Below are 26,756 nucleotides of genomic sequence, written 5' to 3' on the forward strand. Positions count from 1 at the left end.
CTGCATCGGCGCAGCGTCAGGTGACCTGAGTGGATCCGAGGGGAAGACTTTTCCCGGCTCCCCGGCGGGCTCCGGTCACTGCGTGACGAACTCCGTGTAGTACACGTCCATGACGTCGCCGTGGTAGGCGTGCTCGATCTCCTTCAGCAGCTCCTCCTTGAGCAGGGCGAGGTTCTCCTTGTTGGCCAGCGCGCCGACCTTCTGGCCGGTGAAGGTCTCGATCGCCAGGTCGAGCGCCTTGCTCCCCTCGACCTCGTGGGCGACGGTGGTCGTCGCCTGCAGGGCGAGGCTCAGCCGCAGGTAGTGGCCCTCGGCCAGGTTGACCTGCACCGGCTCGAGGGCGACCACGTCGCCGGGCTCGGGTGCCGGCTCGGGACCCTTCGGCTTCAGGAAGAACCAGTACGCCGCGCCGGCGATCACCAGGACCAGCACGACCGCGATGATCAGCTTCTTCTTGCTCTTCTTCTCGGGGGCGGCTGCCCCGCCCTCCGTGCTCGGGGGCATCGTCGCGACGCTCATCAGTGCGCTCCTTCCGCGGTCGTCTCGTGGTCAGTGGTGGTGTCGTGCTCGTCGGGGGTGTCGGTCGTGTCGGTGGTGGGCTCGGTCTCGGCGGCCTCGGAGGCCTTCGCCGCCGCGGCCAGCTGCTGCTTCTCCTTCGCGACCTCGGCGAGCAGGGCTCGCGTCGAGGCCGACTCGCCGGAGACGAGCACGATGTCGACGCGCTTGTTGATCTCCTGCGAGCCGGGCTTGCGGGGATCGATCAGCGGACGCTCGTGCCCGTACGACGCCGCCGTCAGCCGCTCGCCGGGGATCCGCTGCTCCTCGCTGAGCCGCCGCAGCACGGTGATGGCGCGCGCCGAGGCGAGGTCCCAGTCGCTGGGGTAGTAGCGGGGCTTCCCCGACGCCTGGTTGGTGTGGCCGTCGATCTGCAGCGGGTCGGGGATCTCGCGCAGCACCGGGGCCAGGGTGTCGACGATCTCGCGGCCCCGCTCGGTGAGCGTCGCCAGGTCGGCGGCGAACACCACGTGCCGCGAGACCAGGCTGACGACCAGGCCGCGGTCGTCGTACGTCGCCTGGACGTCGTCCTGCAGGCCGTGCTTCTTCAGCGCCGCCTGCAGCCGCGAGTAGACGCCGTTGAGCCGGTCGACCTCCGCCTCGGCGTCGGCCCGGGCCCGCCCGGCGGCCATCGTGTTCTGGGTCCGCAGCGCGGCCTGGACCGCCTGGCTCTCCCGGTCGTTGAGCTCCTGGGTGGCCAGCTCCGGGGTGATCCCGCCCATCGGGGCGTTGGCCTCGGAGAGGACCGAGTCGTGGCCGGACAGGATCGACTTCTGGCCGAAGCCCTCGGCCAGGCCGCTCTTCAGGGCGTCGAACTTCGCTTGGTCGACCGTGCTCATCGCGTACATGACGATGAAGAGCGCCATGAGCACGGTGACCATGTCGGCGTACGAGACGAGCCAGCGCTCGTGGTTCTCGTGCTCCTCGTGCTCCTCGTGCTTCTTCCGCTTGCTCATCTCACGCCGCCTCCTCGGCGGGCTGCTGCCCGGCGGGGAGCAGGGAGGTCAGCTTCTGCGCGATGATCCGCGGGTTGGCGCCGGCCTGGATGGCCGCGACGCCCTCGATGATGACCTCCATCTGGGTCGCCTCGAGCTCGCTGATCCGCTTGAGCTTGCTCGAGATCGGCAGCCACATGACGTTGGCGGACAGCACGCCCCACAGGGTCGCGAGGAACGCGGCGGCGATCATGTGGCCGAGCTCGTCGGGCTTGTCGAGGTTGCCCAGCACGTGCACGAGGCTCATCACGGTGCCGACGATGCCGATCGTCGGCGCGTAGGCGCCGGCGTCGGCGAAGAACTTCGCGGACTGCTTGTCCGCCTTCTTCCGCGCGTGCACCTCGGCCTCGAGGATCTCGCGGACCTCCTCGGGGTCGGTGCCGTCGATGGCCATCGTGACGCCCTTGGCCAGGAACGGGTCGTCGAGCTCCTTGACCTGGTCCTCCAGCGCGAGCAGGCCCTCGCGGCGGGCCTTCTCCGCCAGGGAGACGATCGAGGGGACGACCTCGGCGGCCGACTTCGGGCCGCCGACGAAGGCGGACTTCGCGGAGACCACGGCCGCCTTGGCGTCGCCCAGGGTGCCGCTGGCGAGGGTGGCGAAGATGGTGCCGCCGAAGACCAGCAGCATGGGCGGGAGCAGGATCAGGTGGGACGGCGTACCGCCCTCGAGGATGTTGGAGAGGACGATGATGACCAGGGCGCCGACGATGCCGATCACGGTGGCGAAGTCCTTCATCAGCGGTTCACCTCCGAGCGGTGCTCATCGGGGGTGACGACGCTCAGGCTGGGGCGCTCGCGGGCCGGGGGCGGCGGCGGGGCGTGCACGGCCTCGGCGGCGATCTGCACGGCCTCGCTGAGGGCGATCACCTCGGCGCGGTGGCGGCGTACGGCGTCGACGACGTCGCGCATGTCCTCCGAGACGACGTACTTGGAGCCGTCGACCAACGTCACGATGGTGTCCGGAGCGCTGTCGATGCGCTCGATGAGGTCCGAGTTCAGAACGAACGGCGAACCCGAGAGACGGGTCAGCAAGATCATGGGGCACCATCCTTAGTGCGTGGGGGGCACGGCCATCCATGGCCGTACGAGGTTCATCGGCCGGGCCGCGCCCGACCTGAGACGTCCCCCGAGGTCCGAGATATCCGAGAGCCGGCCGCCCCCCGAGGGGCGGCCGGCGACCGCTATCAGCGCTTGATGTTGACGAGGTCCTCGAGCACGGAGTCCGAGGTCGTGATGACGCGCGAGCTGGCCTGGAAGCCGCGCTGCGCGAGGATCAGGTTGGTGAACTCGGCCGCGAGGTCGACGTTCGACATCTCCAGGGCGCCGGCGACGATCTTGCCGTTGCCGTTCTCGCCGGGTACGCCCAGCTGCGGGTCGCCGGAGTTGGCGGAGACGCGGAACGACGTCTCGCCGACCTTCTCCAGACCCATCGGGTTCGTGAAGTCGGCGACCGCGATGCGGGCCATGTCGCGCTGCACGCCGTCCGAGAAGACACCGCGCAGGATGCCGTCCGCGCCGATGCCGTACGACGTCAGCTCGACGCCGGCCGGCACGGCCGGGGTCAGGCTGGCGGTGTCCTGCGTGACGTCGACCAGGCCGCCGGTGGGCTCGCCGGCCGCGTCGAGGGCGTAGCCCTGGACCCGGTTGCCCGAGGGGGTGACCAGCGCGCCGCTCTCGTCGAAGTTGAAGGCGCCGGCGCGGGTGTAGAGGGTCTCCGCGCCCTGGCGGACGACGAAGAAGCCGTCGCCCTGCAGCATCAGGTCGGTGCCGCGGCCGGTGAGCTGGCTGGAGCCCTGGCCGAAGTTGGTGGCGATGCCGCCGACCTGGACGCCGAGCCCGACCTGCATCGGGTTGGTGCCACCGCGGGCGTCGCCGGCGGCGGAGGCGTTGGTCAGCATCTGGCTCAGGGTGTCCTGGAAGACGGTGGTGCTGGCCTTGTAGCCGGTGGTGTTGGCGTTGGCGATGTTGTTGCCGGTGACGTCGAGCATGGTCTGGTTCACGCGGAGGCCGCTGATGCCGGCGAAGAGCGAACGGAGCACAGGTCAGTCCTTAGGTGAGGTGGAGCGAGGGTGGGGTGCGGGAGAGTGGAGGATCAGGTGGCGGAGGTCGGGGTGGTCGACGCGGCGCCGCCCTTGACGGAGAGCACGTTCACGAGCGGCACCTGCTTGCCGTCGACGTCGAGCATCGGGCCGCTGACGTCGAAGGTGACGCCCTGGACCGTGCCGGTGACGTCCTTGCCGGCCGCGTCGGTGTAGCCGACCTGCTTGCCGACCAGGCTGCTGGCGCCGAAGGCCATCTGGGCGCCGAGGACGAGCGAGGTCTGGTCGGCGACCGCCTGCATCTTCTCGAGGGCCGTGAACTGCGCGTTCTGGGCGAGGAACTCGCCCGAGTCGGCGGGGTTCATCGGGTCCTGGTAGCGCAGCTGCGCGACCATGAGCTGCAGGAACATGTCCTTGTCGGTCGACGAGCTCGCGGCCGACTGGTTGGTGATCAGGTTGCTGAGGCCGGCGCTCGCGGCGGCCTGGGTGCTGTCGACGGGCATCGACGATTTCCCTTCTCGGGGTGGTGCGGGACGGGTGGTGGTCAGCAGGGCGTCAGAGGGCCAGGTCGAGTCCGGAGCGGGGCCGGGCCTCGCGGATCCGCTCGGACACCGCGAGCCGCTCGGCGTCGGCCCGGGCGCGGGACGACTCCCGCTCGCGGCCGTCGTACGACGCGGGCCGCTCGCCGTCGGCGTCCGTGCCGGCTCCCCGGTCGCCGCCGTACGGGCGGTCGCCGGAGGTGTCGGTGGTGGTGCCGGTGGTGAGGTCGGCCACGGCCACCCGGGCGTCGACGCTGCCGGACTGCTCGAGCAGGCGGCGCAGGTCGGGGGCCGCCTGGGCCAGCACCTCGCGGGCGTCGTGCTGGGCGGCGAGCCGGACCTGCACCTCGCCGTCGCGGACGGTCAGGGTGACCCGGACCTCGCCGAGGGTGCCGGGGTCGAGCCGCAGCGTGACCCGGTGGGTGCCGGGGCCGGACTGCGAGAGCCGGACGACCTCGGGGAAGACCTGGCCGGGCACCGCGTCGGCGGGCCGGGCCTCGCCGCGGGTGAGCGTGGGTGCGGGAGCCGTGGTGCCGGCCGTGGGAGCGAGGGCGACCGCGGCGGTCGCGTCCGCGGCCGGCGCACTCGGCGTCGGCGTCGGGCTCGCAGCGGTGCCGGTGGTCGCGGCCGCCGGGGCAGCGGGCTGCGGGGCGGAGCGGTCCGGGTCCGGGTCGCTGCTGCCGGCGTCGGCCGAGGTCGAGTGACCGGGCTCGACGACCGCCTCGCCCGGCAGGGCGACGTCGCCCGCCGGGGTGGCCCCCTCGACCCCTTCGACCGGGACGTCGGCGGTGGCGCCCGCCACGACGGGGACCGGCGTCGCGGACGCGGGCGCCAGCAGCGGCAGGGCCGCCAGCTGGGCCTGCGCGAGCAGGGCCGCGTCCACGACCGCCCCCGGGTCGGTGGCCGGCTCCGCCTCGTCCGCCGGTACGACGGCGCCGGGGTCTCCGGTGCGGGACCCGGCGGTGTCGTCTCCGGCGGCCCCCACGACCACCTGGGCGGAGTCGGTGGCCCCCACGACCACGTCCTCCTGGGAGACGATCACCTCGGGTCCCGCGCCGCAGACGCCGGCGGGCGTCGACGAGGCGAGGGCGAGGCCGGCAGGGCTGCCGGGGACCAGCGCGGCGAGCAGGTCGCCGAAGCCGGTGGCGTCGCCGGCGGTCGCGCCGCCGGCGGTCGGGCCGGTGGTCGCGCCCGCGGTGCGGGCGCCTCCGGCCGGGGTGGTGGTCATGGTGGACATCAGCTGCCTCCCACGTTCGCCAGGATCGAGCGCACGTAGTTCTGGGTCTCGGGGTACGGCGGGATGCCGTCGTAGCGGAGCACCGCGCCGGGACCGGCGTTGTAGCCAGCCAGGGCCAGGTCGGTGCGGCCGAAGCGGTCGAGCAGGTCGCTCAGCAGCCGGGCGGCGCCGTCGACGGCCTGCGCGGGGTCGAACGAGTCGGTGATGCCGAGCCCCTTGGCGGTGGCGGGCATCAGCTGCATCAGGCCCTGCGCGCCGGCCGGGGAGACGGCCTTGGGGTTGAAGCCCGACTCCTGCTTGGCCACGGCGGCGAGCAGGTCCGCCTGGACGCCGTACTTCTGCGCGGCGGCGGTGAACAGGTTCGCGTAGGGGACGTCGGGGGAGATCGCGCCGGCGCCGGTGGCGGCGGTGCGGGTCACGCCGGTGGCGCCGCCCTCGGGCAGCACCCGGCGGATCACGTCGGGGGTCGAGGGGACGTCGATGATCCGGACGTCGAGGCCGGTGCGGGGCGCCTCGATCATCTTGCCGTCGCCGATGTAGATGGCGATGTGGTCGACGCCGTTGTTGCGGCTGGAGTTGTCCCAGGCGATCAGGTCGCCGGGCTGCGCCTCGGCCATGCTGGCGACCGGACGGCCGGCCTCGGCCTGCTGGTAGGAGACGCGGGGCAGGTCGATGCCGAACTTCTCGTAGACCAGCTTGACCAGGCCCGAGCAGTCCATGCCGTCGGGGCTGGTGCCGCCCCAGACGTAGGGGACGCCGAGGTACTTCTTGGCCTCCGCGACGATGTCCTCACCGGTGGTGTCGGCGGTGCCGGCGGTGGTCGACGTGCCGGCGGTCGGCAGGGTGCTGCCGGTCGCCGAGGTGGCGGCGGTGGCGGTGGCCAGGGACCGCGAGAAGGCGGTGGCGCTCGTCGAGGACGTGCGCGGAGCCAGCAGCGCGAGCTGCGACTGGATCTGGGAGATGCGCGAGGTGATCTCGGTGACGCTCATGAGGCGGCCTCCTTCCGGGCGTTCTGGGTGTGCTGGGTCTTCGCGCGCAGCCACAGGCGGCCGGCGACGTCGTCGAGCTCGTGGGACTCCTTCTTCTCCACCTCGGCGCGGCGCTCGTCGGCGCGGCGCTCGAGGAGTCCCTCGACGGCGGAGAGTCGGGTCTTGTCGTGGTGCCAGTGCGAGCGGGCGCTGGCGCTGATCACGGCCGCCGCGTCGGCGGCCTCGCGGGCCTCCTTGGCCGCGCCGCGCAGCGCCTCCAGCGACTGCTGCAGGGCGACGAACTGGCGCATGTCGCCGGAGATGAAGGCCCCGTGGGTGCGCATCGCCTCCTCCAGGACGTCGAGGCGCGACTGCAGCGAGGCCTCCTCGCGCAGCGCCTGCTGGAGGCCGATCCGGCTGTCGCGCTCGCGGACGTCGCGCACCCGCGAGACGGCCCGCAGGCCCCGGTCGTGGCGGGCGCTCACGACGCCACCAGCCCGGCGAGGCGCGACCAGGTGTCCTCGGTCGACGTGGAGTCGTCCATGTCCTGGCGCAGGAAGTCGTCGATGTCGGTGCGCCGGGCGATGGCCGCGTCGGCGTCCGGGTCGCTGCCGGCGACGTACGCGCCGATCTCGACGAGCTCGCGGACGTTGCGGTGCGCGGCGAGCATCCGCCGCAGCAGGCCGGCGTCGCCGCGCTGCTGCGGAGTCGTCACCGCGGAGTTCACCCGCGAGATGGACTCCAGGACGTCGATGCTGGGGAAGTGGCCCGAGGTGGCCAGCCGCCGCGACAGCACGACGTGGCCGTCGAGGATGGAGCGGGCGGTGTCACCGATCGGGTCCTGCATGTCGTCGCCCTCGACGAGGACGGTGTAGAGCCCGGTGATCGAGCCGGTCGGTGAGGTGCCGGCCCGCTCGAGCAGGCGGGGGAGCAGAGCGAAGACGCTGGGCGGGTAGCCGCGGGTCGCGGGGGGCTCGCCGGCGGACAGGCCGATCTCGCGCTGCGCCATGGCGACGCGGGTGAGGCTGTCCATCATCAGCACGACGTGCTTGCCGGCGTCGCGGAAAGACTCGGCGATCCGGGTCGCGACGAACGCCGCGCGCAGCCGCTCCACGGGAGGCGCGTCGGAGGTGGCGACGACCACGACCGAGCGGGCCAGGCCCTCGGGGCCGAGGTCGTTCTCGAGGAACTCGCGCACCTCACGGCCGCGCTCGCCGACCAGGGCGAGGACGCAGACCTCGGCCTCGGTGCCGCGGGCGATCATGGAGAGCAGGCTGGACTTGCCGACGCCGGAGCCCGCCATGATGCCGATCCGCTGGCCGGTGCCGCAGGGCACCAGCGAGTCCAGGGCCCGGACGCCGAGGCCGAGCTGCTGGGTGATCCGGGGCCGGGTGAAGGCGTCGGGCGCGGAGTTCTCGACGACGACGTCGACCATCCCGGGCAGCGACTCGAGCGGGGCGCCGCCGTCGACCGGTCGGCCCAGGCCGTCCAGGACCCGGCCCTGCAGGGCGTCGCCGACCTTGATGCTCAGCGGACCGCCGGTGCTGCGGACCGGGGCGCCGACGAGGACGCCGTCGGTGCGCCCGAGCGGCAGGCAGGTGAGGCTGTCGGTGCTGCTGGCCACGACCTCGGCGAGCAGCGGCGTCGGGCCGTGGATCTCCAGGAGGTCACCGACCGCGGCGCGCACGCCGACGACCTTCAGGTTCAGGCCGAGCAGCTGGGACACGCGGCCCAGGCGCTGCGGCACGGCGGCCGCCAGAGCGGCGTCGCGGGACCCGGCCACGGGGGCGAGCACCGACTCGAGGAGCTGGGCGGTCACGACAGGACCTCCAGCACGCGGGTCAGGGCCGCGGCCACGCCGCGGTCGACGTACGACGTGTCGGTCTCGACCACGGCGTCGTGGACGTCGAGGTCGGCGTCGGCGACGACGGTGACGCCGCGGGCGGTGAGCGCCTCCGAGGCGGCCGCGCTGCGGACGTCGGGGTGCACGCGCACCGTCACCGGCACGCCGCCGTCAGGCAGCACGTCCAGCGCTCGGCGTACGGCGTCGCCCGCCGGGTCGGTGGCCAGGGCGAGCTCGCGACCGAGCAGCACCGTGGTGAGCTCGCGGGCCAGGTGGAGCGCCTGCTCCTCGAGCCGGCCGGCGACCTCGGCGACCGAGTCGGCGAACGCGGCGGCGGCCTGCTCGAGGGCGCTGAGCGTCAGGGCGTGTGCGGTGTCGCGCCGCTCCTCGGACTCGGCGTTGCGCGCGGCGGTCTCGGCGGCCTCGGTGGCGGCCTGGGCCGCCGCCTCGCGGCGACCCTGGGCCCAGCCCACGGCGTACCCCTGGGAGCGGGCGGCCTCGACGGTACTCTGGGCGAGCCGGGTCAGCGCGCGCTCGGTGATCTGGTCGCCCAGCACGGCACGGTCGCCGAGCCGGGTCCAGGTGCCCTCGCGGAGCTCCGGGGTGTCCAGGACGCCGGTGACGTCGGCGTCCGTGGCCCACAGGCCGGGGGTGTCAGTCGACGAACTCATCGTCGCCTCCTCGGCGGACCATGATCTGGCCCTGCTCCTCCAGCTGGCGGATGGTGCGGATGATGCCCTGCTGGGCCTCCTCCACCTGGGTCAGGCGGACCGCGCCCATGAGCTCGATCTCCTCGACCAGGCTCTCGCCGGCACGCGACGACAGGTTGCTGGTGATCTTGTCGCGCACCTTGTCCGGGACGCCCTTGAGGGCGAGGGCCAGGGTGGCGGTGTCGACCTGGCGCAGGATCTGCTGGATCGAGCGGTCGTCGAGCTGCACGACGTCCTCGAACATGAACATCCGGCTCTTGACCTCGTCGGCCAGCGCCTGGTCGAGCGCCTCGAGGCCCTCGACGATCTGGCGCTCGGTGGAGCGGTCGGACCGGTTGATGATGTTGACCAGCGGGTCCAGGCCACCGACCTTGGAGTGCTCCATCGGCTGGAGCATCGAGGACAGCTTGCGCTCGAGGGTGGCCTCGACGGCGCGGACGATGTCGGGGGAGGTGCGGTCCATGACGGCGATCCGGTGCGCGACCTGCGCCTGCTGGTCGGACGGGAGGCCCGAGAGCAGGAGCGAGGCCTTGTCGGCCGTCATGTGGGCGAGCACCAGCGCGATGACCTGCGGGTGCTCGTCGACGATGAACGACCGCAGCTGCGCCGGGTCGGCCTGGTGCAGGAACTGGAAGGGCATCTGCACGGCGGCGGCGTGCAGCCGCTCCATGATCTCGGCCGCGCGCTCCTTGCCGAGCGACTGCTCCAGCAGCTGCTGGGCGTAGTGCAGGCCGCCGCGGCTGATCGCGCTGCGGGCCGTGATGAGGTCGGCGGCCTCCTTGACGACCTGCTGGGTCTCGGCGAAGCTCACGGTCTCGAGCCGGGCGACCTCGCCCATGATGGCCTCGACCTCGGTCTCGCTGAGGTGGCTGAGGATCTCGCCGGACTTCTCCTTGCCCAGCCGCATCAGCAGGATGGCGGCCTTGCGGGTGCCGAGGGAGGCGAGGGCGGCGGCGCTCATCGCGGCTCCACCAGCCAGCCGCGCAGCAGGGCCGCGACGTCCTCGGGCTGACGCTCGACGAGCGCGTCCAGCTCCTTCTGCATGGCGTCCTCCTCGGTCTCCTCGGCCTGCTCCAGCGCCATCGCGGCGGGAGCCTGCTCCAGGGCCGCGGCCCGGGCCTGCTCGGCCTTCAGCTGCTCGACGACGTACGACGTTGCCTGGTCGCGGGCCTTGGCCCGGCGACGTGCCCGGAACCAGGCGAGCAGCAGCATCAGCAGCACGCCGCCGGCGATGCCGGCCTTGCGGATCAGGTCGGCGCGGGCGCCGGCCGCCTCCGCGGCCTCGGCGGCCTCCAGCTCGGCGGCCGCGGCGTCCTCGGCGCTGCGGTCGAAGGGCATCGAGGAGACCTCGATCTTGCCGGTGCCGCCGGTGATCGCGGCGACCTGCGCCTGGATCATCGCCGGGTCGATGTTGCCGGTGGTGTCCGAGTCGAGCATGACGCCGACGTTGTAGGCGGTCACGGCACCGGGCGCGCTCTGGCGCTGGGTGACGGTCTTGCCGACGCCGTTGTCGCTGGTCGACCCCTTCTTGCTGTACGACGAGTCCGCGCCGGTGCCGGCCCCGGTGCCGGTGTCCATCTGACCGTCCACGCCGACCACGCCGCCGGCGGCGCCGCTGGCGGCCGGACCGGTGTAGGTCTCCTCGGTGGTGGTCTGGGAGAGCGGGATGGGGTCGCCCTCCTTGTCGTACGCGGTGGTCTCGGTGACGGTCTGGTCGAAGTCGAGGTCGGCGGTCACCTGGACGGTGGAGTTGCCGTTCCCCACGACCCGGTCGAGCATCGTCTGGAGGCGCTTCTGCATGTCGCCCTGCACGGCCGCGGTCTGCTCGGTGCGGGCCGACGAGGCACCGCCCTGGCCGTCGGGCGTGGTGAGCACCTTGCCGGTCGAGTCGGCCACGGTGACGTTGGCGGGGTCCATGCCGTCGATGCTGGAGGCGACCAGGTGGACGACGGCCTGGACCTGCTCGCTGGTGAGCGTGGAGCCCGGGCGGGTCTTGACGAGGACGGAGGCGGTCGACGGCTCCTGCTCCTCGGAGAAGACCTGCTTCTCGGGCAGCGCGAGGTGGACGACGGCGGAGTCGACGTCGTCGATGCCCTTGATGGTCGAGGCGAGCTCGCCCTCCATCGCGCGCTTGAAGCTGGTGTCCCACTGGTCCTGCGAGGTCGACAGGCCGGTGTCGTCGAGGATCGAGTAGCCGCTGTCGGAGCTGGAGGGCAGGCCCTCGCCGCTCAGGTCGATGCGGGTCTCGTAGACCAGGTCGCGCGGCACCATCACGGTGCTGCCGTCGCCGGCGAGCTCGTAGGGCACGCCGGAGGTGTCGAGCTGCTCGACGACCGCGGACGCGTCCTCGGGGGAGAGGTTCGAGAACAGCGGCGAGTACGTCGGCGCCGACGCCCAGCGGAAGATCATGAAGCCGCCGAGCAGCAGGGCGAGGGTGCCCAGCACGGCGACGACCTTCTGGCCGGCGGTGAAGTCGACGAACGTCCGGCGGTACCGGTCGAGCGTGCGGGTGATGGTGTCCTTCATCCTCAGACCTGCATCCGCATGATCTCGGTGAACGCCTCGACCGCCTTGTTGCGGAGCGCGACGGTCATCTGGGTGGTGACCTGGGCCTGGGTGGCCGCGATCGTGTAGTCGTGGAGGTTCTCGAGCTTGCCGGTGGCGGCCTGGACCGCGAGGGAGTCCGCGTTGCGCTGGACGCCGTCGAGCTTGTCGAGGCCCTCCATCACGAGGTTGCCGAAGTCCGGGCCGGACGCGGCGGCGGCCGAGCCGGTGCCGGCGGTGACCGACGAGGACGGGACGCTGGGCGCGACGTACGGCGTGAAGCCGGAGCCGGAGACGTTGCCGAGGCCCTCCAGGGCCTCGATGCCGGGGACGCTCATCAGCGGGCCCCGATCTGGATCGCGCTGGAGTAGGTGTCCTGGGCGTACTTGGTCACCTGGGCGGAGGCCTGGAAGCCGCGCTGCGCCATGACCAGCTCGGTCATCTGCTTGGACATGTCCATCGCCGGGGCGCGGACGTAGCCCTCCGCATCGGCGAGCGGGTGCTCCGGGTTGTAGACGAGGGTGCCCTCGGGGTCGGTGACCGCGACGCCGGCGACGTCGACGCCGCCGTTCGGGTCGGACTCCGCGACGACCATCTGGGCCTGGAAGGCCGTCTCGTCGGTGGAGCGGATCGTGTTCGCGTTGGCGATGTTGCGGCCGAGCGCGTCGAGCCAGGTCTGGTGCATGCCCAGGCCGGAGCTGGCGATGTTCAGCAGGTCGAAGGCGCCCATCAGACAGCACCCGCCACGGACTTGACCAGGTCGAACCGGTCGGTCACGGCCCGGGTCACCATCTGGTACTGGAACTGCGACTGCATCGCGGCGAGGGTCTCCTTGCGGAGGTCCACGTTGTTGCCGTTGGCCCCGACGGGCGTGTCCACCGCGAGGCTCGTGATGCCGTCGCCGCCGCGGAGCGCGGCGGTGTCGCCCGAGCCGATCGCCGAGCTCAACGCGCTCTCGAAGTCGATCGTCGAGGCGCGGAAGTCGGGGGTGTCGATGTTGGCGATGTTGTCGGCGATCGTGCGCTGACGGAGCGAGAGCCCGTCGAGCGCGAAGCCGAGAGCCGCCGAGACGGCGTCGGACGCCGCGTAGGCAGGAACGGACACGGTCAGACCTCCTGGGCTCGTGGTCGAGCCCCGTGGGTGTGGGTGCCGGTCCGTCGGCAGCTGTTGAGCGTTCCTTGCTCACGTGGTCCTTCGGTCCGTCCCCGGGGGACCTGAGCGAAGTTCCGAAGTTGTCTAGAGGGGAGGCGTGACCTGCCTCTCAAGCACCCGCGCCCCCTGGCCAGGGAGCCGGGGGGCGGGGGAGCGGAGGGTGGGTTCGCCTCAGGTGAGGACGACCGCCAGACGTCCGGTGCCGTAGCCGGCCACGTCGACCCAGAGGTCGATGCGCCGCCCGAGCACCTGGCTGCGGGCACGCACGTCGGGCGGCGTCGCGCCGACGGCGTGCATCCCGTACAGCTTCATGTGCGGTGCGCCCTCGACGTTGAAGAGCGCGGCCGCGATGTTGAGCACCTCGTGCAGGGGCTCGGTGAGCTGGTCGGAGAGCTGGCGCTCCTCGACCGCGAGCTCGGCCGCGGCCGGCGGCACCAGGGCCAGGGCGGCACCGGCGTACGCCGACAGGGCCAGGTCGAAGCAGATGACCGCGCGCACGACGATCGAGTCGTCGACGTACACGGCGACGCTCGCGGGGTTGCGGTCGGTGATCGCGAACGGCGGTCCGGGCCGGACCTCGACCTCCTTGTCGAGCAGGTCGCCGAGCAGGTCCCGGATCTCCTTGTTGGCCGGCAGGTAGGTCATCGCCGGCATGGTCGCGGTGCTCATGCCGGGACGCCGACCGAGGTCAGGGCCTCCTCGAACGCCTCCGGCGTGAACGGCTTGGCGATGAGGAAGGCGGCGCCCGACTGGGTGGCCCGGGTCCGCATCTCCTCGGAGCCCTCCGAGGTCACGAAGCCGAACTTGACCTGGTTGCCGGCCGCGCGCAGGGCGCACAGCATGTCGATGCCGGTCATCTCGGGCATGTTCCAGTCCGAGAGGACCAGGTCGGGGTTCTGGGCCTGGACGACGTCCAGGCCCTCCTTGCCGTTCTCGGCCTCGACGATGTCGTGGCCGCCGTAGCCGGCCTGGCGCATGGTGCGGATGACGATCTGCCGCATCACACGGCTGTCGTCGACGACGACGATCTTCACGATCTCTCCTTCGGGGGACAGCGATCAGACGGAGGCGTCGGACGACGCGACCGAGATGGACAGCCGGACGGGCTCGTCGAGCCAGCGGACGTCGAGGCTGGTGGCCTCGACGAGCTCGGTGCGTCCGGGCAGGGAGGTGGAGACGGTGCCCTGGGCGACGAGCGGCAGCGACAGCTGGCTCGGGCCGGGCATCAGGCTCTTGACGTTGCCGCCGATGACGTTCACGAGCTCGCCGAGGGCGTCGTTGAGGTCCTCGAGCACGGGCTCCTCGTCGGCGCCCATGCCCAGCATCTGCTGGGCGACGGCCTTCGCGGCGGTGTCGCTGAACTGCATGAGGACGAGCGCCTGCCAGCCGCCGGAGACGGTGATCGCCGCGCTCCAGGCGTACGCCGAGCGGTCGCTCGGCGCGACCGGCTCGAGCGGCTCGACGTTGCTCAGGAACGTCGACCAGCAGTCGTTGACGATCGACTCGAGGTCGGCCAGGGCGGGCTCGTGGGTGATGGTCATACCGGGACCTCGCTGACGGTCAGGCCGAGCAGCTCGAGCTTGTCGACGATCGCGTCGGCGGTGAAGGGCTTGATGACGTACTCGTGCGCGCCGGCGGCGAGGGCCTTGACGATCTGGCCGTGCTCGCTCTCCGTGGTCACCATCATCAAGGTGACGTCGCGCCAGCGCGGGTCGGCGCGGACCCGGGTGACGAAGGTGTAGCCGTCCATCAGCGGCATGTTCCAGTCGATGAGGCAGATGGACGGGACGAGCCCGGCCTCGAGGGCGTCAAGGGCCTCCTGGCCGTTGCCGGCCTCGGTGGTCTCGAAGCCGAGCTCGGTCACGATGCGGCGCAGGATGGAACGCATCGTGCGCGAGTCGTCGATGATCAGCGCGTGCATGGATAGGGGCTCCTGTCCCAGGGTCGGGTGGTCTGGAGAACTCATCGGTCCCGGAGGGCCGATCCTGAGGTGTCCAGGGGCGTTTTCGCCGGGTCTGTCAAGCGGGATGGATCGAAATCACCTCGACCCCCTGCCGACGGGCAGGGGGTCGCGGTGGTGGGGGGATGCCGGACCCGGGTCCGGCCGAGGCGGCCAGCGCGAGGCGCTAGGCCGACACGTCGAGGTAGACGGGCACGTTGGACAGGCTGGAGCTGAGTCCGACCCGGTCCAGGAGGCCCTGGTGGCGCAGCGTGATGCCGAGCTGCTCGGCGATCCGCTCCATCACGCTGTGCTGACGGGCGAGGATGCCCTCGGCCCGCTCGCGCAGCTCGGCGGGGATAGTGCCGTGGTTGCCGGGCAGGTCCCAGGCGTCGGTGCGCAGCTCGGAGCCGTTCTCCAGGGCGCGCTCGGCGCGGATGACGTCCAGCTCGATGCGGTCGAGGTCGACCTGCCAGGCGTCGTGGTGCGGATCGCTGGAGACCAGCTCGAGGCCGCCGCGGTCGACGAAGACGGTCATCTCAGGCCACCGACGGGACGGACGCGGCCTGCAGGGCCGCCTCGCGCCAGGTGTCGCACAGGTCCGTCACGAGCCGGAGGCAGCCCTCGGTCCGTGCGAGGTCCTTCGAGATGTTGGCCCGGATGAGCTCGGAGTGCAGGAAGTCGTAGATGGAGGCCAGCTGCGGCCCGCCGTCCCAGGCGTCGACCTGCAGGCTCATCCGCAGCTCCAGCACGATCTCCTGGGCGTGGACGAGCTGCCGGTGGGCCTCGGCGTGGTCGCCGTCGGCCTGCGCGTTGCGGCCGCGGGTCACGTCGAGGACCAGGCGCTCGCACAGCATCGTCAGCAGCCGGGCGGGGCTGGCCGTCGAGACCGAGGCGCCCATGTAGGCGGCGCGGGGGTTGCTCATCATGAGGGTGCCTTCCTTGGCTTCCGAGATTCCTGGGTACGGCGGGGGCCGCGGTCGTTCAGGTCCGGCGGTGCTCAGTCGGACTTGGTGAGCGCAGCCAGCTGCGTGGTGAGCCAGTTCGACTGGTTCGACATCGTCGACATGGCGGTCTCGAGGGCGGTGTACTGCCGCTCGAGGGTGGTCCGGCGCAGCTCCAGGCGCAGGTCCCAGGCCTCGATGCTGCCCTCGAGACGCTTGACCTCCTGCTTGCGGCCGGTGATCGCCTGCGTCACGGTGCCGTTGGCGCTGCTGCTCGCGGCCTTGGCCGCCTTCTCGAGCCGCGCGGCGAAGCCGCCGCCCTCGGTCGTGAACTTCTCGGCGACCGCGGTCGGGTTGGCGGCGTAGGCCTCCTTGAACTTCGTCGCGTCGAAGGTGAGCTTGCCCTCGCGGGTGGTCTGGATGCCGAGCGAGGCCAGCGACGTGCCGTCGGTCGGGTAGACCGAGTTCAGCAGCGAGTTGCGCAGGCTGCGGATGCCGGCGTCGCCGAGCAGCTTGCCGGCGGTGTTGGTCTCGGCGTTGTACGCCGTCTGCGTGCCGATCTCGTCGAGCGCGGCGTTGAGCGCGTCGACGAGCGCGCTGACCTGGCTCGACAGCGAGTTCGAGTCGCGGGCGACCGTGACCGTCGCCGTGGTGGCGTTGGTGGCGGCCGCGCCGAGGGTGATGTCGACGCCGTCGACGACGTCCTCGAAGGTGTTCGTCGCGGAGGTCAGCGTGATGCCGGTGCCGAGGGTGACCTTGGCGTCGCTGCCGGCCCGGACGGTGTAGCCGCCGAGGAGCGCGGAGCCGTCGGCGGCCGTCAGCTCGAAGTCCTGGGCGACCCCGGTCTCCTTGGACTCCACGAACAGCTGGTACTGCGCGTCGCCGTTGACGTCCTTGCCGACCCGGATCGCGCTGGCTCGCAGGCCGGTGTCGTTCGTGGTGCTGTTGATGGCGTCGACGACGCCCTTGAGGGTGCCGTCGGTGGTCAGCGTGACGGGGGAGCCGTCGAAGCGGTCCAGCTTGATCGAGGTCGAGGCGCCGGTGACGTCATCGGTCAGCTTGGCCGGCGTCGCGTACCCGAGCTGGTGGGTCTTCGCGGTGTCGATGACGGTGACGTTCAGGGTCGACTGGGCAGCGCCCGTGTCGGCCTTGACGGTGACGGCCGCGTTCGACGACGTGGCGGTGACGGGGGCCCAGGCGGTCGACTTGGCGAGCGCCTCGGCCTTGCTCCCCAGCACCGAGACCTTCGTGTTGAGGGTCTGCAGGGCGGTGATGACCGACTGCTCGGTCGTGACGCGGGTCTTGAGCTTGGACTGCGGCACCGCCTCCAGCTTCATGAGCTGGTCGATGATGTCCGCGGTGTTCAGGCCGCTCGCGAGGCCGCCGATGCTGCTGGTGCTGCTGGCCACGGCTTCTCCTCAGATGGTCGGGGTCGGTGACGGGGGCGAGGGAGCAACTGCTCCCTCGCCCCCGTCATCTGGATCACTGCAGCAGCTGCAGCACGCTCTGCGGGGCCGACTTGGCCTGCGCGAGCATGGCCGTACCGGCCTGCGAGAGGATGTTCGACCGGGTGTAGCTCAGCATCTCCTGGGCCATGTCGGTGTCGCGGATGCGGCTCTCGGAGGCCGAGAGGTTCTCACCGGTGACGTTCAGGTTGTTGATGGTGTGCTCGAACCGGTTCTGAACAGCACCGAGCTGCGAACGGACCGACGAGACGTCCTTGATCGCCGCGTCGAGCAGGTCGATGCCCGCCGACGCACCCGAGGCCTGCTTGAAGCTGGCCTCGGCCTTCGCGACCTCGGCAGCGGTGCCGGTCACGGAGGCGGTGGTGATCTCGATGCCCGCGCCGCCGGAGGCGTCGGCGGTGGCGGCGCCCGCGCCGAACGCCTCGTCCAGCTTCGCCTGGAGGGCGGCCTGGGCGGTGGCGGCGTCGGTGGCGGTGTCGTACTTGACCGAGGACAGGTCGAGGCTCTTGTTGCCGATGGTGATCGTGCCGTTGAGCTTCTTGTACTCGGCGACGGCGGTGGTGTCGTCCGAGTAGTCCGTGGCCGCACCGACGGTGAGGACACCGGCGGTGCCCGACTCGGCGTCGGTGGTGTTGGTGCCCGTCGTCGCGTTGGCGGCGACGGCGGTGACGTCCAGGCCCGACAGACCCAGGCCGGCGGTGGAGAGGCCACCGGTGCGGATCAGGTCCACGGAGATCTTGTCCTGCGCGGTGTTGTTCGCGCCGACCTGGAACGTGCCCTTGTAGGAGCCGTCCAGCAGCTTGGTGCCGTTGAACTCGGTGGTGTCGGCGATGCGGGTCAGCTCGGTCTTGAGCTGGTCCACCTCGTCCTGGATGTTCTTCTTGGCGTCGTCGTTCAGACCACCGTCGTTGGAGGCCTGGACCGACAGGTCGCGCATCCGCTGCAGGATGGAGTGGGTCTCGGTCAGCGCACCCTCAGCGGTCTGCACGACGGAGACGCCGTCCTGGGCGTTGCGGACGGCGACCTTGATGCCGGAGACCTGCGAGCGCAGGCCCTCGGAGATCGCGAGGCCGGCGGCGTCGTCGGCAGCGCGGTTGATCCGGAAGCCGCTGGAGAGCTTCTCGAGCGACTTCGACATCTGACCCTGCGTGGTGGAGAGGTTCCGGTACGCGTTCTGGGCGTCGATGTTCTGGTTGATGCGGAGACTCATGATGATTCCCTTCCTGGGGTGTGAGTTCTTGGAGCCCGTCCGTGGGCTCCGACACCCTGCTCATCGGTCCCGGGTGGGACCACCTGAGGCAATGGGTGAAGTTTCTTGGATGGTTTTTCAGCCTGCAGCTTCGAAGCTGACGGACAGGCTGCGACGGCCGGACGCGTGGCGGGCGGCGACGGCACGGAAGTAGGCGTCGCGACGCTGCGCGGCGCAGCCGTCGGGACGCGGGTGCTCGGCGACGAGCTCCGGGTCGAGCGCCGAGTTCATCGCGTCGCGCAGCAGCACCAGGGCCTCGGCGCGCATCTGCGAGATACGCGACTCCGACACCCCGAGCTCGTCGGCGATGTCGGCCATCGGGCGCTCCTCGAGGAAGTAGCCCTGGACGACCGCCTGCAGCCGCTCGGGCAGCTCGGCGATCGCGGCGACGAGGTACTCGAGGCGCTCGCGGTGCTCGATCAGGTCTTCGGGACTCGGGTCGGCGCTGGGGAGGATCTCCGCGAAGGAGTTCTCCGTGGTCGACCCCTGCAGCGAGAGCACGTTGGCGCGGGCCACGTCCTCGTCGTTGCCGGCGACCTCGGCGACGCTGATGCCGAGCTCGGCGGCGACCTCCGCGTTGTCGGGGCTGCGGCCGAGGCTGGTGGCCAGACGGGTGCGGGCCTGGTCGAGCTCGCGGCCGCGGCGGCGCACCGAGCGGGAGGCCCAGTCGATGCTGCGCAGCTCGTCGAGGATCGCGCCGCGGATCCGGCTGGCGGCGTACCGCACGAACGGGACGCCGCGGTCGCCCTGGAAGGAGCGGCCGGCCTTGACCAGCGCGGTGAGGCCGGCGGAGTGCAGATCGTCGCGGTTGACGTGGGACGGCACCCGGCTCATCGTCTCCCGCACGATGTGGCCCACCAGGCCCATGTGCTGGACGACCAGGTCGTCACGCTCCTGCTGGGTCCGGGGCTGTCCCTCGGTCGAGCCCACGGTCGAGCCCTCGGTGGAGATGGTGTCCTCATGGGCGTCGTGCTCGGGCACGTCGTCTTCGTAGTTCATCGTCCCTCGGTCTTCTCTTCGCGGAACGCTCCCCCCTGGACCGTCCCGGCCCGGTCGAGATCGCCAGGCCTTGCCCCACCAGGATGAACATCGTTTTCTCGTTTCACCTAGGCGATCACCGGCTTTCGCCCGCTCGGACTAGACCGATCGGTGTCGTTGAATCAAGAACGAATCAAGAAGTGCGACGAAGTGTTTAGGTCGCCGTCCTGCTGCACGAAGGTTCGTTGCTGGACCAGCGTGCGGCACCCCTCGCGGAGCCCCTGGTCCACCCGGTCGGGATGCCTCCGCGGCGGTCGTCGTACGACGGCCGGGGCCCGTGTGAAGGTCGCCTCACGAACCGCTCAGGTCGGGGTGGGGGCGGGCGATGTGTCGAGTGCACATCACACCCATCCAGACCACTGGGCTAGGAGGCTTTTCGTGGAGAAGCTGTCCCTCATCCTCTGGCGCGAGCGCGAGCTCCTCGAGACGCTGCTCTACCGACTCGAGGTGGAGCAGCTCGTCCTCGCCGGAGGACGTTCCCGTTGGCTGATGCGATCGGCGAAGGACGTCGAGAGCATCCTCCAGCAGCTGCGCGAGACCGAGCTGCTGCGCGCCGTCGCCGCCGACGAGGCCGCGGCCTCCGTCGGGCTGTCGACGAACCCGTCGCTGCGCGCGCTCGCCGACTCCGTCGACGAGCCGTGGCGCTCGATCCTGGTCGACCACCGCGACGCCTTCGTCGCCGTGACCGAGCAGGTCTCCGCCCTCGCGGACGCCAACCGTCACCTGATCACCAGCGGCTACCGCTCCGCGCGGGAGGCCCTGCTCTCCCTGGGCGGGCCGGTGGACAGCTACAGCCACGACGGATCCGCCGTCGTCGGCAACCCGGGGCAGCGGCTCCTGGATCGGAGCCTGTGATGTCCGGATCGCTCTCCTCGCTCAACACAGCCCTGACGGCGCTGCAGTACCAGCGCAGCGCCATGGACGTCGCGGCGTCGAACGTCGCGAACGCGACCACCGACGGCTACACCCGTCGTCGGGTCAACGGCGAGACGCTCGGCCCCTCGTCCACCCCGGCCCTGTGGTCGCGGCAGAGCCAGACCGGCTCGGGCGTGAAGGCCAGCAACATCGAGCGGATGACCGACGTCATCCTCGACGCCCGCGCCCGGCGCGAGCACGCCTCGCAGTCCTACCTCGACATGCGCGCCACCTCGCTGGCCCGGGTCGAGGCCGGGATCGGCGAGCCCAGCGACACCGGCGTCGCCGCCGCGATGTCCGCCTTCCGGACCAGCTGGTCGGACGTCAAGAACAACCCGAGCAGCGAGGCCGCCCGCACCCAGGTGATCGCCAAGGCCCAGACGCTGATCGGCGCGATCTCGGCGCAGGTCGCGAACGTCAACGGCGAGATGGCCGACCAGCAGACCCGCCTCGAGAGCACGGTCACGGAGATCAACAACGTCTCCGAGCAGCTGGCCGCGACCAACAAGAACGTGGTCTCCGCGACCCTCAACGGCGTCGACACCACCGCGCTGCTCGACCAGCGCGACCAGCTGGCCATGAAGCTCGCCGAGCTGTCCGGCGGCACGGTCACCATCCACCAGAACGGCGTCGCCGACGTCAGCGTGGGCGGGCACGACCTGGTCACCCTCGACGCGAGCAACCCGCTCGACCCGGCCGACCTGCCCACCGGGCTCGGCGGCCAGCTCGGGGCGGTCCAGGAGCTGCTGACCACGACGCTGCCGGCGTACAAGTCCGGTCTCGACGACGTCGTCACCAAGCTGGCCGACCAGGTCAACACCCTGCACGGCACCGGCTTCGACCTCGACGGCACCGCCGGCCAGCCGTTCTTCTCGTACGACGCCGCCGACCCGGCCGGCTCGCTGGCGGTGGCGATCACCGACCCGCGCAAGCTGGCGGTCTCGTCGACCGGCACCGGCAACCTGGACGGCTCGATCGCCACCCAGCTCGCCGCGGCCAACGACGGCGGCACGGCCTACCAGAGCCTGGTCAACAACTTCGGCTCGCAGGTCAACTCGGCCAAGGGTCTCGCCGGGACCCAGCGGCTGCTCACCAGCCAGGTCGACGGCGCCCGTGACCAGGTCTCGGGCGTCAGCCTCGACGAGGAGATGGTCGGGATGCTCGCGTCCCAGCGTGCCTACGAGGCCGCCTCGCGGGTCATGACCGTCGTCGACTCGGTGCTCGACACCCTCATCAACCGGACAGGACTGCTGCGCTGATGACTTCCGTACGCGTGACCCAGAGCATGCTCAGCCAGCGTTCGCTGCTGGGTGTGCAGACCGGCCTGGCGCGGCTCGCCGCGACCCAGGAGCACCTGACCACCGGTCGGGTGCTCAACCGGCCCTCCGACTCGCCGACCGACAGCACCATCGCGATGCGGCTGCGCGAGCAGATGGCCGACCAGAAGCAGTACGCCCGCAACGCGCAGGACGGCCTGGCCTGGCTCGGCAGCATCGACACGACGCTCTCGAGCATGACCACCGACGTACGGCGGGCGCGGGACCTGGCCCTCCAGGGCGCCAACACCGGCAGCATGTCGGCGACGTCCCGCGAGGCGCTGGCGACCGAGATCGACCAGATCCGAGACGGGCTGATCGCGCGCGGCAACGCGTCGTACCTCGGGCGTCCGCTGTTCGGCGGGGTGACCTCCGACGGCCAGGCCTTCGACCCGGACACCGGGGCCTACTCCGGCGACGCGGGCACCGTGAGCCGGACCATCGCCACCGGGGTCGAGATCCGGGTCGACGTGACCGGGACCGACGTGGTCGGCCCGAACGGCAACTCGCTCTTCGACCACCTGGCCGCGCTCTCGACCGCGCTGCGGTCCGGCGACGAGGCCGGGGTGGACACCGCGATCACGCAGCTGTCCGGCCGGCTCGAGACGATCAGCAACGTGCAGGCCGACGTCGGCACGCGCTACCTGCGGGTCGAGGGGGCCGTCGACGCCGGTGCCGACGCGCTGCTGACCCTGACCTCGCAGCTCTCCGAGATCGAGAACGCCGACCTGCCCTCGACGATCGTCGACCTGCAGCTCCAGGAGGTCGCCTACCAGGCGGCCCTGGCTGCGACGTCGCGCGTCATGCAGCCGAGCCTGGTGGACTTCCTGCGATGACCCTGATGATGGAGCCCGTGATGAGCACGACCGACAGCGCCGACCTCCCGGTCATCGAGCTGGTGCACCCCATGCCGGGGTTCCCCGACCGCAGCCGGTTCGCGCTGGTGTCGCTGGACGAGGACGGCGTCCTCTGCGCCCTGCGCTCGCTGGAGGAGCCCGACCTGCGCTTCCTGGTGGTCCCCCCGGGACCGTTCTTCCCGGACTACGCGCCGGAGGTCGACGACTCGGTCGTGTCGGACCTCGGGATCGACTCCGCGGACGACGCCCTGGTCCTCCTGGTGCTGCGGGCCGGTACGTCGCTCGCCGAGACGACGGCCAACCTGCTGGCCCCCGTCGTGGTCAACCGGCGGACCCGGCGTGCGGCCCAGGTGATCCTCGATGACCCCAGTCTTTCGGTGAGTGCGCCGCTCGTCGCGTAGCGTTGACCCCATGTTGGTCCTCAGTCGCCGTGTCGGCGAGAGCGTCGTGATCGGCGACGACGTCACGATCACGGTGCTGGAGGTCCGTGGCGACGTCGTCCGCATCGGCATCGACGCGCCCCGGTCCGTCGCCGTCAACCGGGCCGAGCTCCTCCAGGAGCTCGAGGAGAGCAACCGCACCGCGGCCTCGCCCAGCGAGGAGACGGTGGCCTCGCTCACGCAGGCTCTGAAGGACCGCTCCAGCGAGGACTGAGCCCGTCGTACCTCCGGTCGTCCCCGGTCGTCGGCATCTGCCGCGGCCGGGGACGACCCATTTGTTGACGGAGGCAACCGCTGAGGAATAAAGTTGAGATCGTCAACCTTTTACTCAGCGTGAATCGAGCTTCCTCCGTGCCCCACCCGGTCGACCCCGTCGTCCCCCCGCATGTCTCCGTGCCGGGGCAGATGAGCCACCGCGAGATCATGGAGGCCCTCAGCGGCCTGCTGCTCGCGATGTTCGTCGCGATGCTGTCCAGCACCGTCGTCACCAACGCGCTGCCGAAGATCGTGACCGACCTGGACGGCAGCCAGACCGGCTACACCTGGGTGGTCGTCGCCACCCTGCTCTCGATGACCGCGACCACGCCCATCTGGGGCAAGCTCGCCGACCTGTTCAGCAAGAAGCTGCTGGTCCAGTCGGCGCTGGTGATCTACTCCGCCGGCTCGCTGGTCGCCGCGCTCGCGCCGAGCATGTCGGTGCTGATCGGCGCCCGGGTCATCCAGGGCCTCGGCGTCGGCGGCCTGACCGCGCTGGTCCAGGTGGTCATCGCCTCGATGGTGAGCCCGCGCGAGCGCGGCCGCTACTCCGGCTACATCGGCGCGGTCTTCGCGGTGGCGACCGTCAGCGGCCCGCTCATCGGCGGTCTGATCGTGGACAGCCCGCTGGGCTGGCGCGGCTGCTTCTTCGTCGGCCTGCCGTTCGCCCTGGGCGCCTTCGTCCTGCTGCAGAAGACGCTGCACCTGCCGGTCGTGAAGCGCCCGGTCAGCATCGACTACCTCGGCGCGAGCCTGATCATCAGCGGCGTCTCGCTGCTGCTCGTCTGGGTCTCGCTCGCCGGCAACGAGTACGCCTGGACCTCCGGCACCAGCATCCTGCTGGTCGTCCTCGGTCTGGCCATCCTCGCCGCCGCCGTGTACGTCGAGCTCCGCGTCGCGACCGAGCCGATCATCCCGATGCGTCTGTTCGCCGACCGCACGATCAGCCTGGCCACCCTCGCGTCGGTGTTCATCGGCGTCGCGATGTTCGGCTCGACGGTCTACCTCAGCCAGTACTTCCAGCTCGCCCGCGGCATGTCGCCCACCAAGGCCGGCCTGATGACCATCGCGATGGTCGGCGGCCTGCTGGTCTCGAGCATCGTCAGCGGGCGCGTCATCAGCGCCACCGGCCTGTGGAAGCGGTGGCTGGTCGGCGGCATGTTCCTGGTCGTCGTGGGCCTCGGCCTGCTGGGCACCGTCGACGAGACGACCCACCTCGCCCTGGTCGGCCTGTTCATGGCCGTGCTCGGCATCGGCCTCGGCGCCACCATGCAGAACCTGGTGCTGTCGGTCCAGAACAACGTGGCGGCCAGCGACCTCGGCGCGGCCAGCTCGGTGGTGGCGTTCTTCCGCTCGATGGGCGGCTCGATCGGCGTCTCCGCGCTCGGCGCGCTGCTCAGCGTGCAGGTCGCCGACAAGGTGACCAGCGGCCTCACCGGCCTCGGCATCGCCTCGGACGGGCACTCGAGCCACGACATCCCCGACCTGAGCACGCTGCCCGCTCCGGTCCGCGGCGTCTTCGAGCACGCCTTCGGCGCCTCGATCGGCGAGCTGTTCCTGATCGCGATGCCCTGCGCCCTCGTGGCCCTGGTGTGCATCATGTTCATCAAGGAGGTCCCGCTGCGGACCTCGGTCTCCCTGGCCGACGAGGTCGCCCCCGAGGCGACGGAGGAGCTGCAGACCCGATGACCGTCTCCACCGAGCAGGACACCCGGCGAGCCGAGCACCTGCGCACCCTCGAGGAGGAGGTCGGCGTCCTCATCCGCCGGGTGCGCCGGGTGATCGGCGAGCGCTCCCAGGCCGTGCACCCCCAGCTGCAGCCCGCGTCGTACCTGATGCTCGGCTACCTCGCCTCCCAGGGGCCGATGCGCTCCTCGGCGATGGCCGAGGCGTTCGACATCGACAAGGGCGCGATCAGCCGTCAGGTCGGCCATCTCGAAGAGCTCGGGCTGGTCGACCGGACGCCCGACCCGGCCGACGGCCGGGCCTCGCTGGTCTCGGCCAGCGAGGACGCCGTACGCCGGCTCGAGGCGGTCTCGGCCGACCGGCGCCGCTGGCTCGACGAGAAGCTGGGCGACTGGTCCGAGGACGAGCTGGAGCAGTTCGCCCTGGTGCTGGGGCGCTACAACGCGACCCTCAACGCCTAGTGTCCTGAGTTCCGATTCGGGACACGTGCGCTACTGCAGCCACACCGCGGTGTCGGGCGGCAGCCCGCCCTCGAGCGGGCCGCTGGCGACCAGCACCTCGCCCTCCGGCAGCGGCACGGTCTCGGCCCCGCAGTTGAGGACGGCCGTCACCGGCCCCCGTCGTACGACGAGCAGGTCGTCGCCGGCGTCGAGCAGCTCGACGTCGTCGCCCGCCGTCGTCGCGAAGGTACGGCGGGCCGCCAGCGCCGCCCGGTAGAACTCGAGCGTCGAGCCCGGGTCGCCGGTCTGGGCGGCCACGGTCAGCGGACCCCAGTCGTCGGGCTGCGGGATCCACGGCTGCCCGCTCGGCCCGAACCCGTACGGCGACGCGTCGCCCGACCACGGGATCGGCACCCGGCAGCCGTCGCGGCCGACCTCGCCGGTGCGGAACCAGCTGGGGTCCGATCGGTTCTCCTCTGCCACGTCGACCTGCTCCAGGCCGAGCTCCTCGCCCTGGTAGAGGTACGACGACCCGGGCAGCGCCAGCATGGTCAGCGTCGCGGCGCGGGCCCGGGCCAGCCCGACGGCGCCGCCGCCGTAGCGGGTGGGGTGACGGACGACGTCGTGGTTGGACAGCACCCAGGTCGGCGAGGCGCCGACCGGCGCGACGGCCTCGAGCGTCCCGGTGATCACGTCGGCGAACGACGTCGCCGACCAGGGCGCGAGCAGCCAGGAGAAGTTGAAGGCCTGGTGCATCTCGTCGGGCCGCACGAACCGGGCCATCGACTCGGGCGTCTGGGTCCAGGCCTCGGCGACGAGCATCCGGTCCCCGTCGTACTCCTCGAGGACGCGGCGCCAGCGCCGGTAGACGTCGTGCACCTCGGGCTGGTCCCACATCGGCTCGTCGCGCAGCGTGCGCTCGACCATCGACTCGCCGGTGGGGGCGCCGCTGCCGAGCGCCTCGCCCTCGGGGACGACCTGGTCGCGCAGGGACTCCTCCTTGACCAGCCCGTGCGCGACGTCGATGCGGAAGCCGTCGACCCCGCGGTCGAGCCAGAAGCGGAGGACGTCCTCGAACATGTCCCCGACCTCCGGGTGACGCCAGTCGAGATCGGGCTGGGTGGAGTCGAAGAGGTGGAGATACCACTGCCCGTCGGCGACCCGGGTCCAGGCCGGACCGCCGAAGACCGACTGCCAGTTGTTCGGCGGCTCGACGCCCTCGGTGCCGCGGCCGTCCCGGAAGAGGTAGCGCGCCCGCTCGGGGCTCCCCGCCCCGGCCTCGAGCGCCTGCTGGAACCAGGTGTGGGCCGAGGAGGTGTGGTTCGGGACCAGGTCGACGATCACCTTCAGGCCGAGCTCGTGCGCCCGGGTCGTCAGTGCGTCGGCGTCCGCCAGGGTCCCGAACAGCGGGTCGACGTCGGTGTAGTCGGCGACGTCGTACCCGTGGTCCTTCTGGGGCGAGGTGTAGAACGGCGTGATCCACAGGGCGTCGACGCCGAGGTCGCGCAGGTGGGGGAGCCGGTCGGTGATGCCCTCGAGGTCGCCGATGCCGTCTCCGGTGTGGTCGGCGAAGCTGCGGACGTAGACCTGGTAGGTGACGGCGTGGCGCCACCACTCGGGGGAAGTCAT

33 protein-coding genes are annotated in these 26,756 nt (G+C 71.4%); 7 read left to right on the forward strand and 26 right to left on the reverse strand.

What is annotated here, in order from left to right:
- Positions 1–75: 75 nt before the first annotated feature.
- The 25 genes from BLT76_RS14645 to BLT76_RS14765 form a co-directional block, all read right to left on the reverse strand.
- Positions 76–519, reverse strand: a complete 444-nt coding sequence (locus BLT76_RS14645) for a flagellar basal body-associated FliL family protein (protein WP_090857375.1) — start codon at positions 517–519, stop codon at positions 76–78.
- Positions 519–1,511, reverse strand: a complete 993-nt coding sequence (locus BLT76_RS14650) for a flagellar motor protein MotB (RefSeq protein WP_090857377.1) — start codon at positions 1,509–1,511, stop codon at positions 519–521. Before BLT76_RS14650 ends, BLT76_RS14645 begins: the two co-directional genes overlap by 1 nt.
- A gap of 1 nt (position 1,512) precedes the next feature.
- Positions 1,513–2,286 carry a motility protein A gene (locus tag BLT76_RS14655; protein WP_090857380.1) on the reverse strand — a complete coding sequence of 258 codons (774 nt, stop codon included), beginning with the start codon at positions 2,284–2,286 and terminating at the stop codon, positions 1,513–1,515.
- Entirely contained in the window at positions 2,286–2,588 is a 303-nt protein-coding gene (locus BLT76_RS14660) for a flagellar FlbD family protein (protein ID WP_090857383.1), read from the reverse strand. The genes BLT76_RS14655 and BLT76_RS14660 overlap by 1 nt, the downstream gene beginning before the upstream one ends.
- Before the next feature lie 146 nt (positions 2,589–2,734).
- Positions 2,735–3,589, reverse strand: a complete 855-nt coding sequence (locus BLT76_RS14665; protein WP_090857386.1) for a flagellar hook-basal body complex protein — start codon at positions 3,587–3,589, stop codon at positions 2,735–2,737.
- 53 nt (positions 3,590–3,642) lie between these two features.
- On the reverse strand, positions 3,643–4,092 hold the full coding sequence (locus BLT76_RS14670; protein WP_090857390.1) for a flagellar hook capping FlgD N-terminal domain-containing protein: 450 nt from the start codon (positions 4,090–4,092) through the stop codon (positions 3,643–3,645).
- 52 nt (positions 4,093–4,144) lie between these two features.
- Positions 4,145–5,365: a flagellar hook-length control protein FliK gene (locus BLT76_RS14675; RefSeq protein WP_090857394.1), complete on the reverse strand. Its 1,221-nt coding sequence runs from the start codon at positions 5,363–5,365 to the stop codon at positions 4,145–4,147.
- On the reverse strand, positions 5,365–6,354 hold the full coding sequence (locus BLT76_RS14680) for a transglycosylase SLT domain-containing protein (RefSeq protein WP_090857397.1): 990 nt from the start codon (positions 6,352–6,354) through the stop codon (positions 5,365–5,367). The genes BLT76_RS14675 and BLT76_RS14680 overlap by 1 nt, the downstream gene beginning before the upstream one ends.
- Positions 6,351–6,818, reverse strand: coding sequence for a flagellar FliJ family protein (locus tag BLT76_RS14685; RefSeq protein ID WP_170867075.1), 468 nt, complete (start codon positions 6,816–6,818; stop codon positions 6,351–6,353). Before BLT76_RS14685 ends, BLT76_RS14680 begins: the two co-directional genes overlap by 4 nt.
- The gene (locus BLT76_RS14690) at positions 6,815–8,152 is read right to left on the reverse strand and encodes a FliI/YscN family ATPase (RefSeq protein ID WP_090857403.1); all 1,338 of its coding nucleotides are present in this window, start codon (positions 8,150–8,152) and stop codon (positions 6,815–6,817) included. The genes BLT76_RS14685 and BLT76_RS14690 overlap by 4 nt, the downstream gene beginning before the upstream one ends.
- The gene (locus BLT76_RS14695) at positions 8,149–8,847 is read right to left on the reverse strand and encodes a FliH/SctL family protein (RefSeq protein ID WP_090857405.1); all 699 of its coding nucleotides are present in this window, start codon (positions 8,845–8,847) and stop codon (positions 8,149–8,151) included. Before BLT76_RS14695 ends, BLT76_RS14690 begins: the two co-directional genes overlap by 4 nt.
- Complete coding sequence (gene fliG, locus BLT76_RS14700; protein WP_090857408.1) at positions 8,831–9,847, reverse strand: flagellar motor switch protein FliG; 1,017 nt, start codon at positions 9,845–9,847, stop codon at positions 8,831–8,833. Before fliG ends, BLT76_RS14695 begins: the two co-directional genes overlap by 17 nt.
- Positions 9,844–11,412 carry a flagellar basal-body MS-ring/collar protein FliF gene (fliF, locus tag BLT76_RS14705; RefSeq protein WP_090857410.1) on the reverse strand — a complete coding sequence of 523 codons (1,569 nt, stop codon included), beginning with the start codon at positions 11,410–11,412 and terminating at the stop codon, positions 9,844–9,846. The genes fliG and fliF overlap by 4 nt, the downstream gene beginning before the upstream one ends.
- A gap of 2 nt (positions 11,413–11,414) precedes the next feature.
- On the reverse strand, positions 11,415–11,768 hold the full coding sequence (fliE, locus tag BLT76_RS14710) for a flagellar hook-basal body complex protein FliE (RefSeq protein WP_090857413.1): 354 nt from the start codon (positions 11,766–11,768) through the stop codon (positions 11,415–11,417).
- Entirely contained in the window at positions 11,768–12,160 is a 393-nt protein-coding gene (locus tag BLT76_RS14715; protein WP_090857416.1) for a flagellar basal body rod protein FlgC, read from the reverse strand. Before BLT76_RS14715 ends, fliE begins: the two co-directional genes overlap by 1 nt.
- Positions 12,160–12,534: a flagellar basal body rod protein FlgB gene (flgB, locus tag BLT76_RS14720; protein ID WP_090857419.1), complete on the reverse strand. Its 375-nt coding sequence runs from the start codon at positions 12,532–12,534 to the stop codon at positions 12,160–12,162. Before flgB ends, BLT76_RS14715 begins: the two co-directional genes overlap by 1 nt.
- A gap of 219 nt (positions 12,535–12,753) precedes the next feature.
- Positions 12,754–13,251, reverse strand: a complete 498-nt coding sequence (locus BLT76_RS14725) for a hypothetical protein (protein WP_211752962.1) — start codon at positions 13,249–13,251, stop codon at positions 12,754–12,756.
- Complete coding sequence (locus BLT76_RS14730) at positions 13,248–13,616, reverse strand: response regulator (RefSeq protein ID WP_090857422.1); 369 nt, start codon at positions 13,614–13,616, stop codon at positions 13,248–13,250. Before BLT76_RS14730 ends, BLT76_RS14725 begins: the two co-directional genes overlap by 4 nt.
- Before the next feature lie 24 nt (positions 13,617–13,640).
- Positions 13,641–14,123, reverse strand: coding sequence for a chemotaxis protein CheX (locus BLT76_RS14735; RefSeq protein WP_090857425.1), 483 nt, complete (start codon positions 14,121–14,123; stop codon positions 13,641–13,643).
- Positions 14,120–14,503, reverse strand: coding sequence for a response regulator (locus tag BLT76_RS14740; protein ID WP_090857429.1), 384 nt, complete (start codon positions 14,501–14,503; stop codon positions 14,120–14,122). Before BLT76_RS14740 ends, BLT76_RS14735 begins: the two co-directional genes overlap by 4 nt.
- A gap of 205 nt (positions 14,504–14,708) precedes the next feature.
- A complete protein-coding gene (locus BLT76_RS14745) occupies positions 14,709–15,059 on the reverse strand; it encodes a hypothetical protein (protein WP_090857432.1) in 351 nt (116 codons plus the stop codon).
- 1 nt (position 15,060) lies between these two features.
- Positions 15,061–15,447: a flagellar export chaperone FliS gene (fliS, locus tag BLT76_RS14750; protein ID WP_090857589.1), complete on the reverse strand. Its 387-nt coding sequence runs from the start codon at positions 15,445–15,447 to the stop codon at positions 15,061–15,063.
- A 74-nt stretch (positions 15,448–15,521) separates the two neighbouring features.
- Positions 15,522–16,874 carry a flagellar filament capping protein FliD gene (gene fliD, locus BLT76_RS14755; protein WP_090857436.1) on the reverse strand — a complete coding sequence of 451 codons (1,353 nt, stop codon included), beginning with the start codon at positions 16,872–16,874 and terminating at the stop codon, positions 15,522–15,524.
- A 73-nt stretch (positions 16,875–16,947) separates the two neighbouring features.
- A complete protein-coding gene (locus BLT76_RS14760) occupies positions 16,948–18,141 on the reverse strand; it encodes a flagellin N-terminal helical domain-containing protein (RefSeq protein ID WP_090857439.1) in 1,194 nt (397 codons plus the stop codon).
- A 117-nt stretch (positions 18,142–18,258) separates the two neighbouring features.
- Positions 18,259–19,179, reverse strand: coding sequence for a sigma-70 family RNA polymerase sigma factor (locus BLT76_RS14765; RefSeq protein ID WP_090857442.1), 921 nt, complete (start codon positions 19,177–19,179; stop codon positions 18,259–18,261).
- Between the two features lie 417 nt (positions 19,180–19,596).
- On the opposite strand from BLT76_RS14765, the gene flgN reads away from it, so the two are divergent.
- The 7 genes from flgN to BLT76_RS14800 all read left to right on the forward strand — a co-directional run bounded on the left by flgN (position 19,597) and on the right by BLT76_RS14800 (position 25,148).
- A complete protein-coding gene (gene flgN / locus BLT76_RS14770) occupies positions 19,597–20,073 on the forward strand; it encodes a flagellar export chaperone FlgN (RefSeq protein WP_090857445.1) in 477 nt (158 codons plus the stop codon).
- Positions 20,073–21,392 (forward strand): flagellar hook-associated protein FlgK, encoded by a 1,320-nt coding sequence (gene flgK, locus BLT76_RS14775; RefSeq protein ID WP_090857448.1) that lies wholly within the window; start codon positions 20,073–20,075, stop codon positions 21,390–21,392. The genes flgN and flgK overlap by 1 nt, the downstream gene beginning before the upstream one ends.
- Positions 21,392–22,285, forward strand: coding sequence for a flagellar hook-associated protein FlgL (flgL, locus tag BLT76_RS14780; protein WP_090857451.1), 894 nt, complete (start codon positions 21,392–21,394; stop codon positions 22,283–22,285). Before flgK ends, flgL begins: the two co-directional genes overlap by 1 nt.
- Positions 22,286–22,305: 20 nt before the next feature.
- Complete coding sequence (gene fliW, locus BLT76_RS14785; RefSeq protein ID WP_211752966.1) at positions 22,306–22,707, forward strand: flagellar assembly protein FliW; 402 nt, start codon at positions 22,306–22,308, stop codon at positions 22,705–22,707.
- Positions 22,708–22,717: 10 nt separating this feature from the next.
- Positions 22,718–22,960: a carbon storage regulator CsrA gene (csrA, locus tag BLT76_RS26600; protein ID WP_090857458.1), complete on the forward strand. Its 243-nt coding sequence runs from the start codon at positions 22,718–22,720 to the stop codon at positions 22,958–22,960.
- 137 nt (positions 22,961–23,097) lie between these two features.
- Positions 23,098–24,690, forward strand: a complete 1,593-nt coding sequence (locus BLT76_RS14795) for an MDR family MFS transporter (RefSeq protein WP_280139649.1) — start codon at positions 23,098–23,100, stop codon at positions 24,688–24,690.
- On the forward strand, positions 24,687–25,148 hold the full coding sequence (locus BLT76_RS14800) for a MarR family winged helix-turn-helix transcriptional regulator (RefSeq protein ID WP_090857465.1): 462 nt from the start codon (positions 24,687–24,689) through the stop codon (positions 25,146–25,148). Before BLT76_RS14795 ends, BLT76_RS14800 begins: the two co-directional genes overlap by 4 nt.
- A gap of 30 nt (positions 25,149–25,178) precedes the next feature.
- Here the strand turns inward: BLT76_RS14800 and BLT76_RS14805 are convergent, their stop codons facing one another.
- On the reverse strand, positions 25,179–26,756 hold the full coding sequence (locus BLT76_RS14805) for a glycoside hydrolase family 13 protein (RefSeq protein ID WP_090857468.1): 1,578 nt from the start codon (positions 26,754–26,756) through the stop codon (positions 25,179–25,181).

The sequence above is a fragment of the Nocardioides lianchengensis genome, from assembly GCF_900101465.1.
Taxonomy (GTDB): Bacteria; Actinomycetota; Actinomycetes; order Propionibacteriales; family Nocardioidaceae; genus Nocardioides; species Nocardioides lianchengensis.

Bases quoted from the DNA above. Each gene is read 5' to 3' on its own strand.
- BLT76_RS14645 (WP_090857375.1), bottom strand. From the start codon at position 519: ATGAGCGTCGCGACGATGCCCCCGAGCACGGAGGGCGGGGCAGCCGCC.
- BLT76_RS14650 (WP_090857377.1), bottom strand. From the start codon at position 1,511: ATGAGCAAGCGGAAGAAGCACGAGGAGCACGAGGAGCACGAGAACCAC.
- BLT76_RS14655 (WP_090857380.1), bottom strand. From the start codon at position 2,286: ATGAAGGACTTCGCCACCGTGATCGGCATCGTCGGCGCCCTGGTCATC.
- BLT76_RS14660 (WP_090857383.1), bottom strand. From the start codon at position 2,588: ATGATCTTGCTGACCCGTCTCTCGGGTTCGCCGTTCGTTCTGAACTCG.
- BLT76_RS14670 (WP_090857390.1), bottom strand. From the start codon at position 4,092: ATGCCCGTCGACAGCACCCAGGCCGCCGCGAGCGCCGGCCTCAGCAAC.
- BLT76_RS14675 (WP_090857394.1), bottom strand. From the start codon at position 5,365: ATGTCCACCATGACCACCACCCCGGCCGGAGGCGCCCGCACCGCGGGC.
- BLT76_RS14680 (WP_090857397.1), bottom strand. From the start codon at position 6,354: ATGAGCGTCACCGAGATCACCTCGCGCATCTCCCAGATCCAGTCGCAG.
- BLT76_RS14695 (WP_090857405.1), bottom strand. From the start codon at position 8,847: ATGAGTTCGTCGACTGACACCCCCGGCCTGTGGGCCACGGACGCCGAC.
- fliG (WP_090857408.1), bottom strand. From the start codon at position 9,847: ATGAGCGCCGCCGCCCTCGCCTCCCTCGGCACCCGCAAGGCCGCCATC.
- fliF (WP_090857410.1), bottom strand. From the start codon at position 11,412: ATGAAGGACACCATCACCCGCACGCTCGACCGGTACCGCCGGACGTTC.
- fliE (WP_090857413.1), bottom strand. From the start codon at position 11,768: ATGAGCGTCCCCGGCATCGAGGCCCTGGAGGGCCTCGGCAACGTCTCC.
- BLT76_RS14715 (WP_090857416.1), bottom strand. From the start codon at position 12,160: ATGGGCGCCTTCGACCTGCTGAACATCGCCAGCTCCGGCCTGGGCATG.
- BLT76_RS14725 (WP_211752962.1), bottom strand. From the start codon at position 13,251: ATGAGCACCGCGACCATGCCGGCGATGACCTACCTGCCGGCCAACAAG.
- BLT76_RS14735 (WP_090857425.1), bottom strand. From the start codon at position 14,123: ATGACCATCACCCACGAGCCCGCCCTGGCCGACCTCGAGTCGATCGTC.
- BLT76_RS14740 (WP_090857429.1), bottom strand. From the start codon at position 14,503: ATGCACGCGCTGATCATCGACGACTCGCGCACGATGCGTTCCATCCTG.
- BLT76_RS14745 (WP_090857432.1), bottom strand. From the start codon at position 15,059: ATGACCGTCTTCGTCGACCGCGGCGGCCTCGAGCTGGTCTCCAGCGAT.
- fliS (WP_090857589.1), bottom strand. From the start codon at position 15,447: ATGAGCAACCCCCGCGCCGCCTACATGGGCGCCTCGGTCTCGACGGCC.
- BLT76_RS14760 (WP_090857439.1), bottom strand. From the start codon at position 18,141: ATGAGTCTCCGCATCAACCAGAACATCGACGCCCAGAACGCGTACCGG.
- BLT76_RS14765 (WP_090857442.1), bottom strand. From the start codon at position 19,179: ATGAACTACGAAGACGACGTGCCCGAGCACGACGCCCATGAGGACACC.
- flgK (WP_090857448.1), top strand. From the start codon at position 20,073: ATGTCCGGATCGCTCTCCTCGCTCAACACAGCCCTGACGGCGCTGCAG.
- flgL (WP_090857451.1), top strand. From the start codon at position 21,392: ATGACTTCCGTACGCGTGACCCAGAGCATGCTCAGCCAGCGTTCGCTG.
- fliW (WP_211752966.1), top strand. From the start codon at position 22,306: ATGAGCACGACCGACAGCGCCGACCTCCCGGTCATCGAGCTGGTGCAC.
- csrA (WP_090857458.1), top strand. From the start codon at position 22,718: ATGTTGGTCCTCAGTCGCCGTGTCGGCGAGAGCGTCGTGATCGGCGAC.
- BLT76_RS14800 (WP_090857465.1), top strand. From the start codon at position 24,687: ATGACCGTCTCCACCGAGCAGGACACCCGGCGAGCCGAGCACCTGCGC.
- BLT76_RS14805 (WP_090857468.1), bottom strand. From the start codon at position 26,756: ATGACTTCCCCCGAGTGGTGGCGCCACGCCGTCACCTACCAGGTCTAC.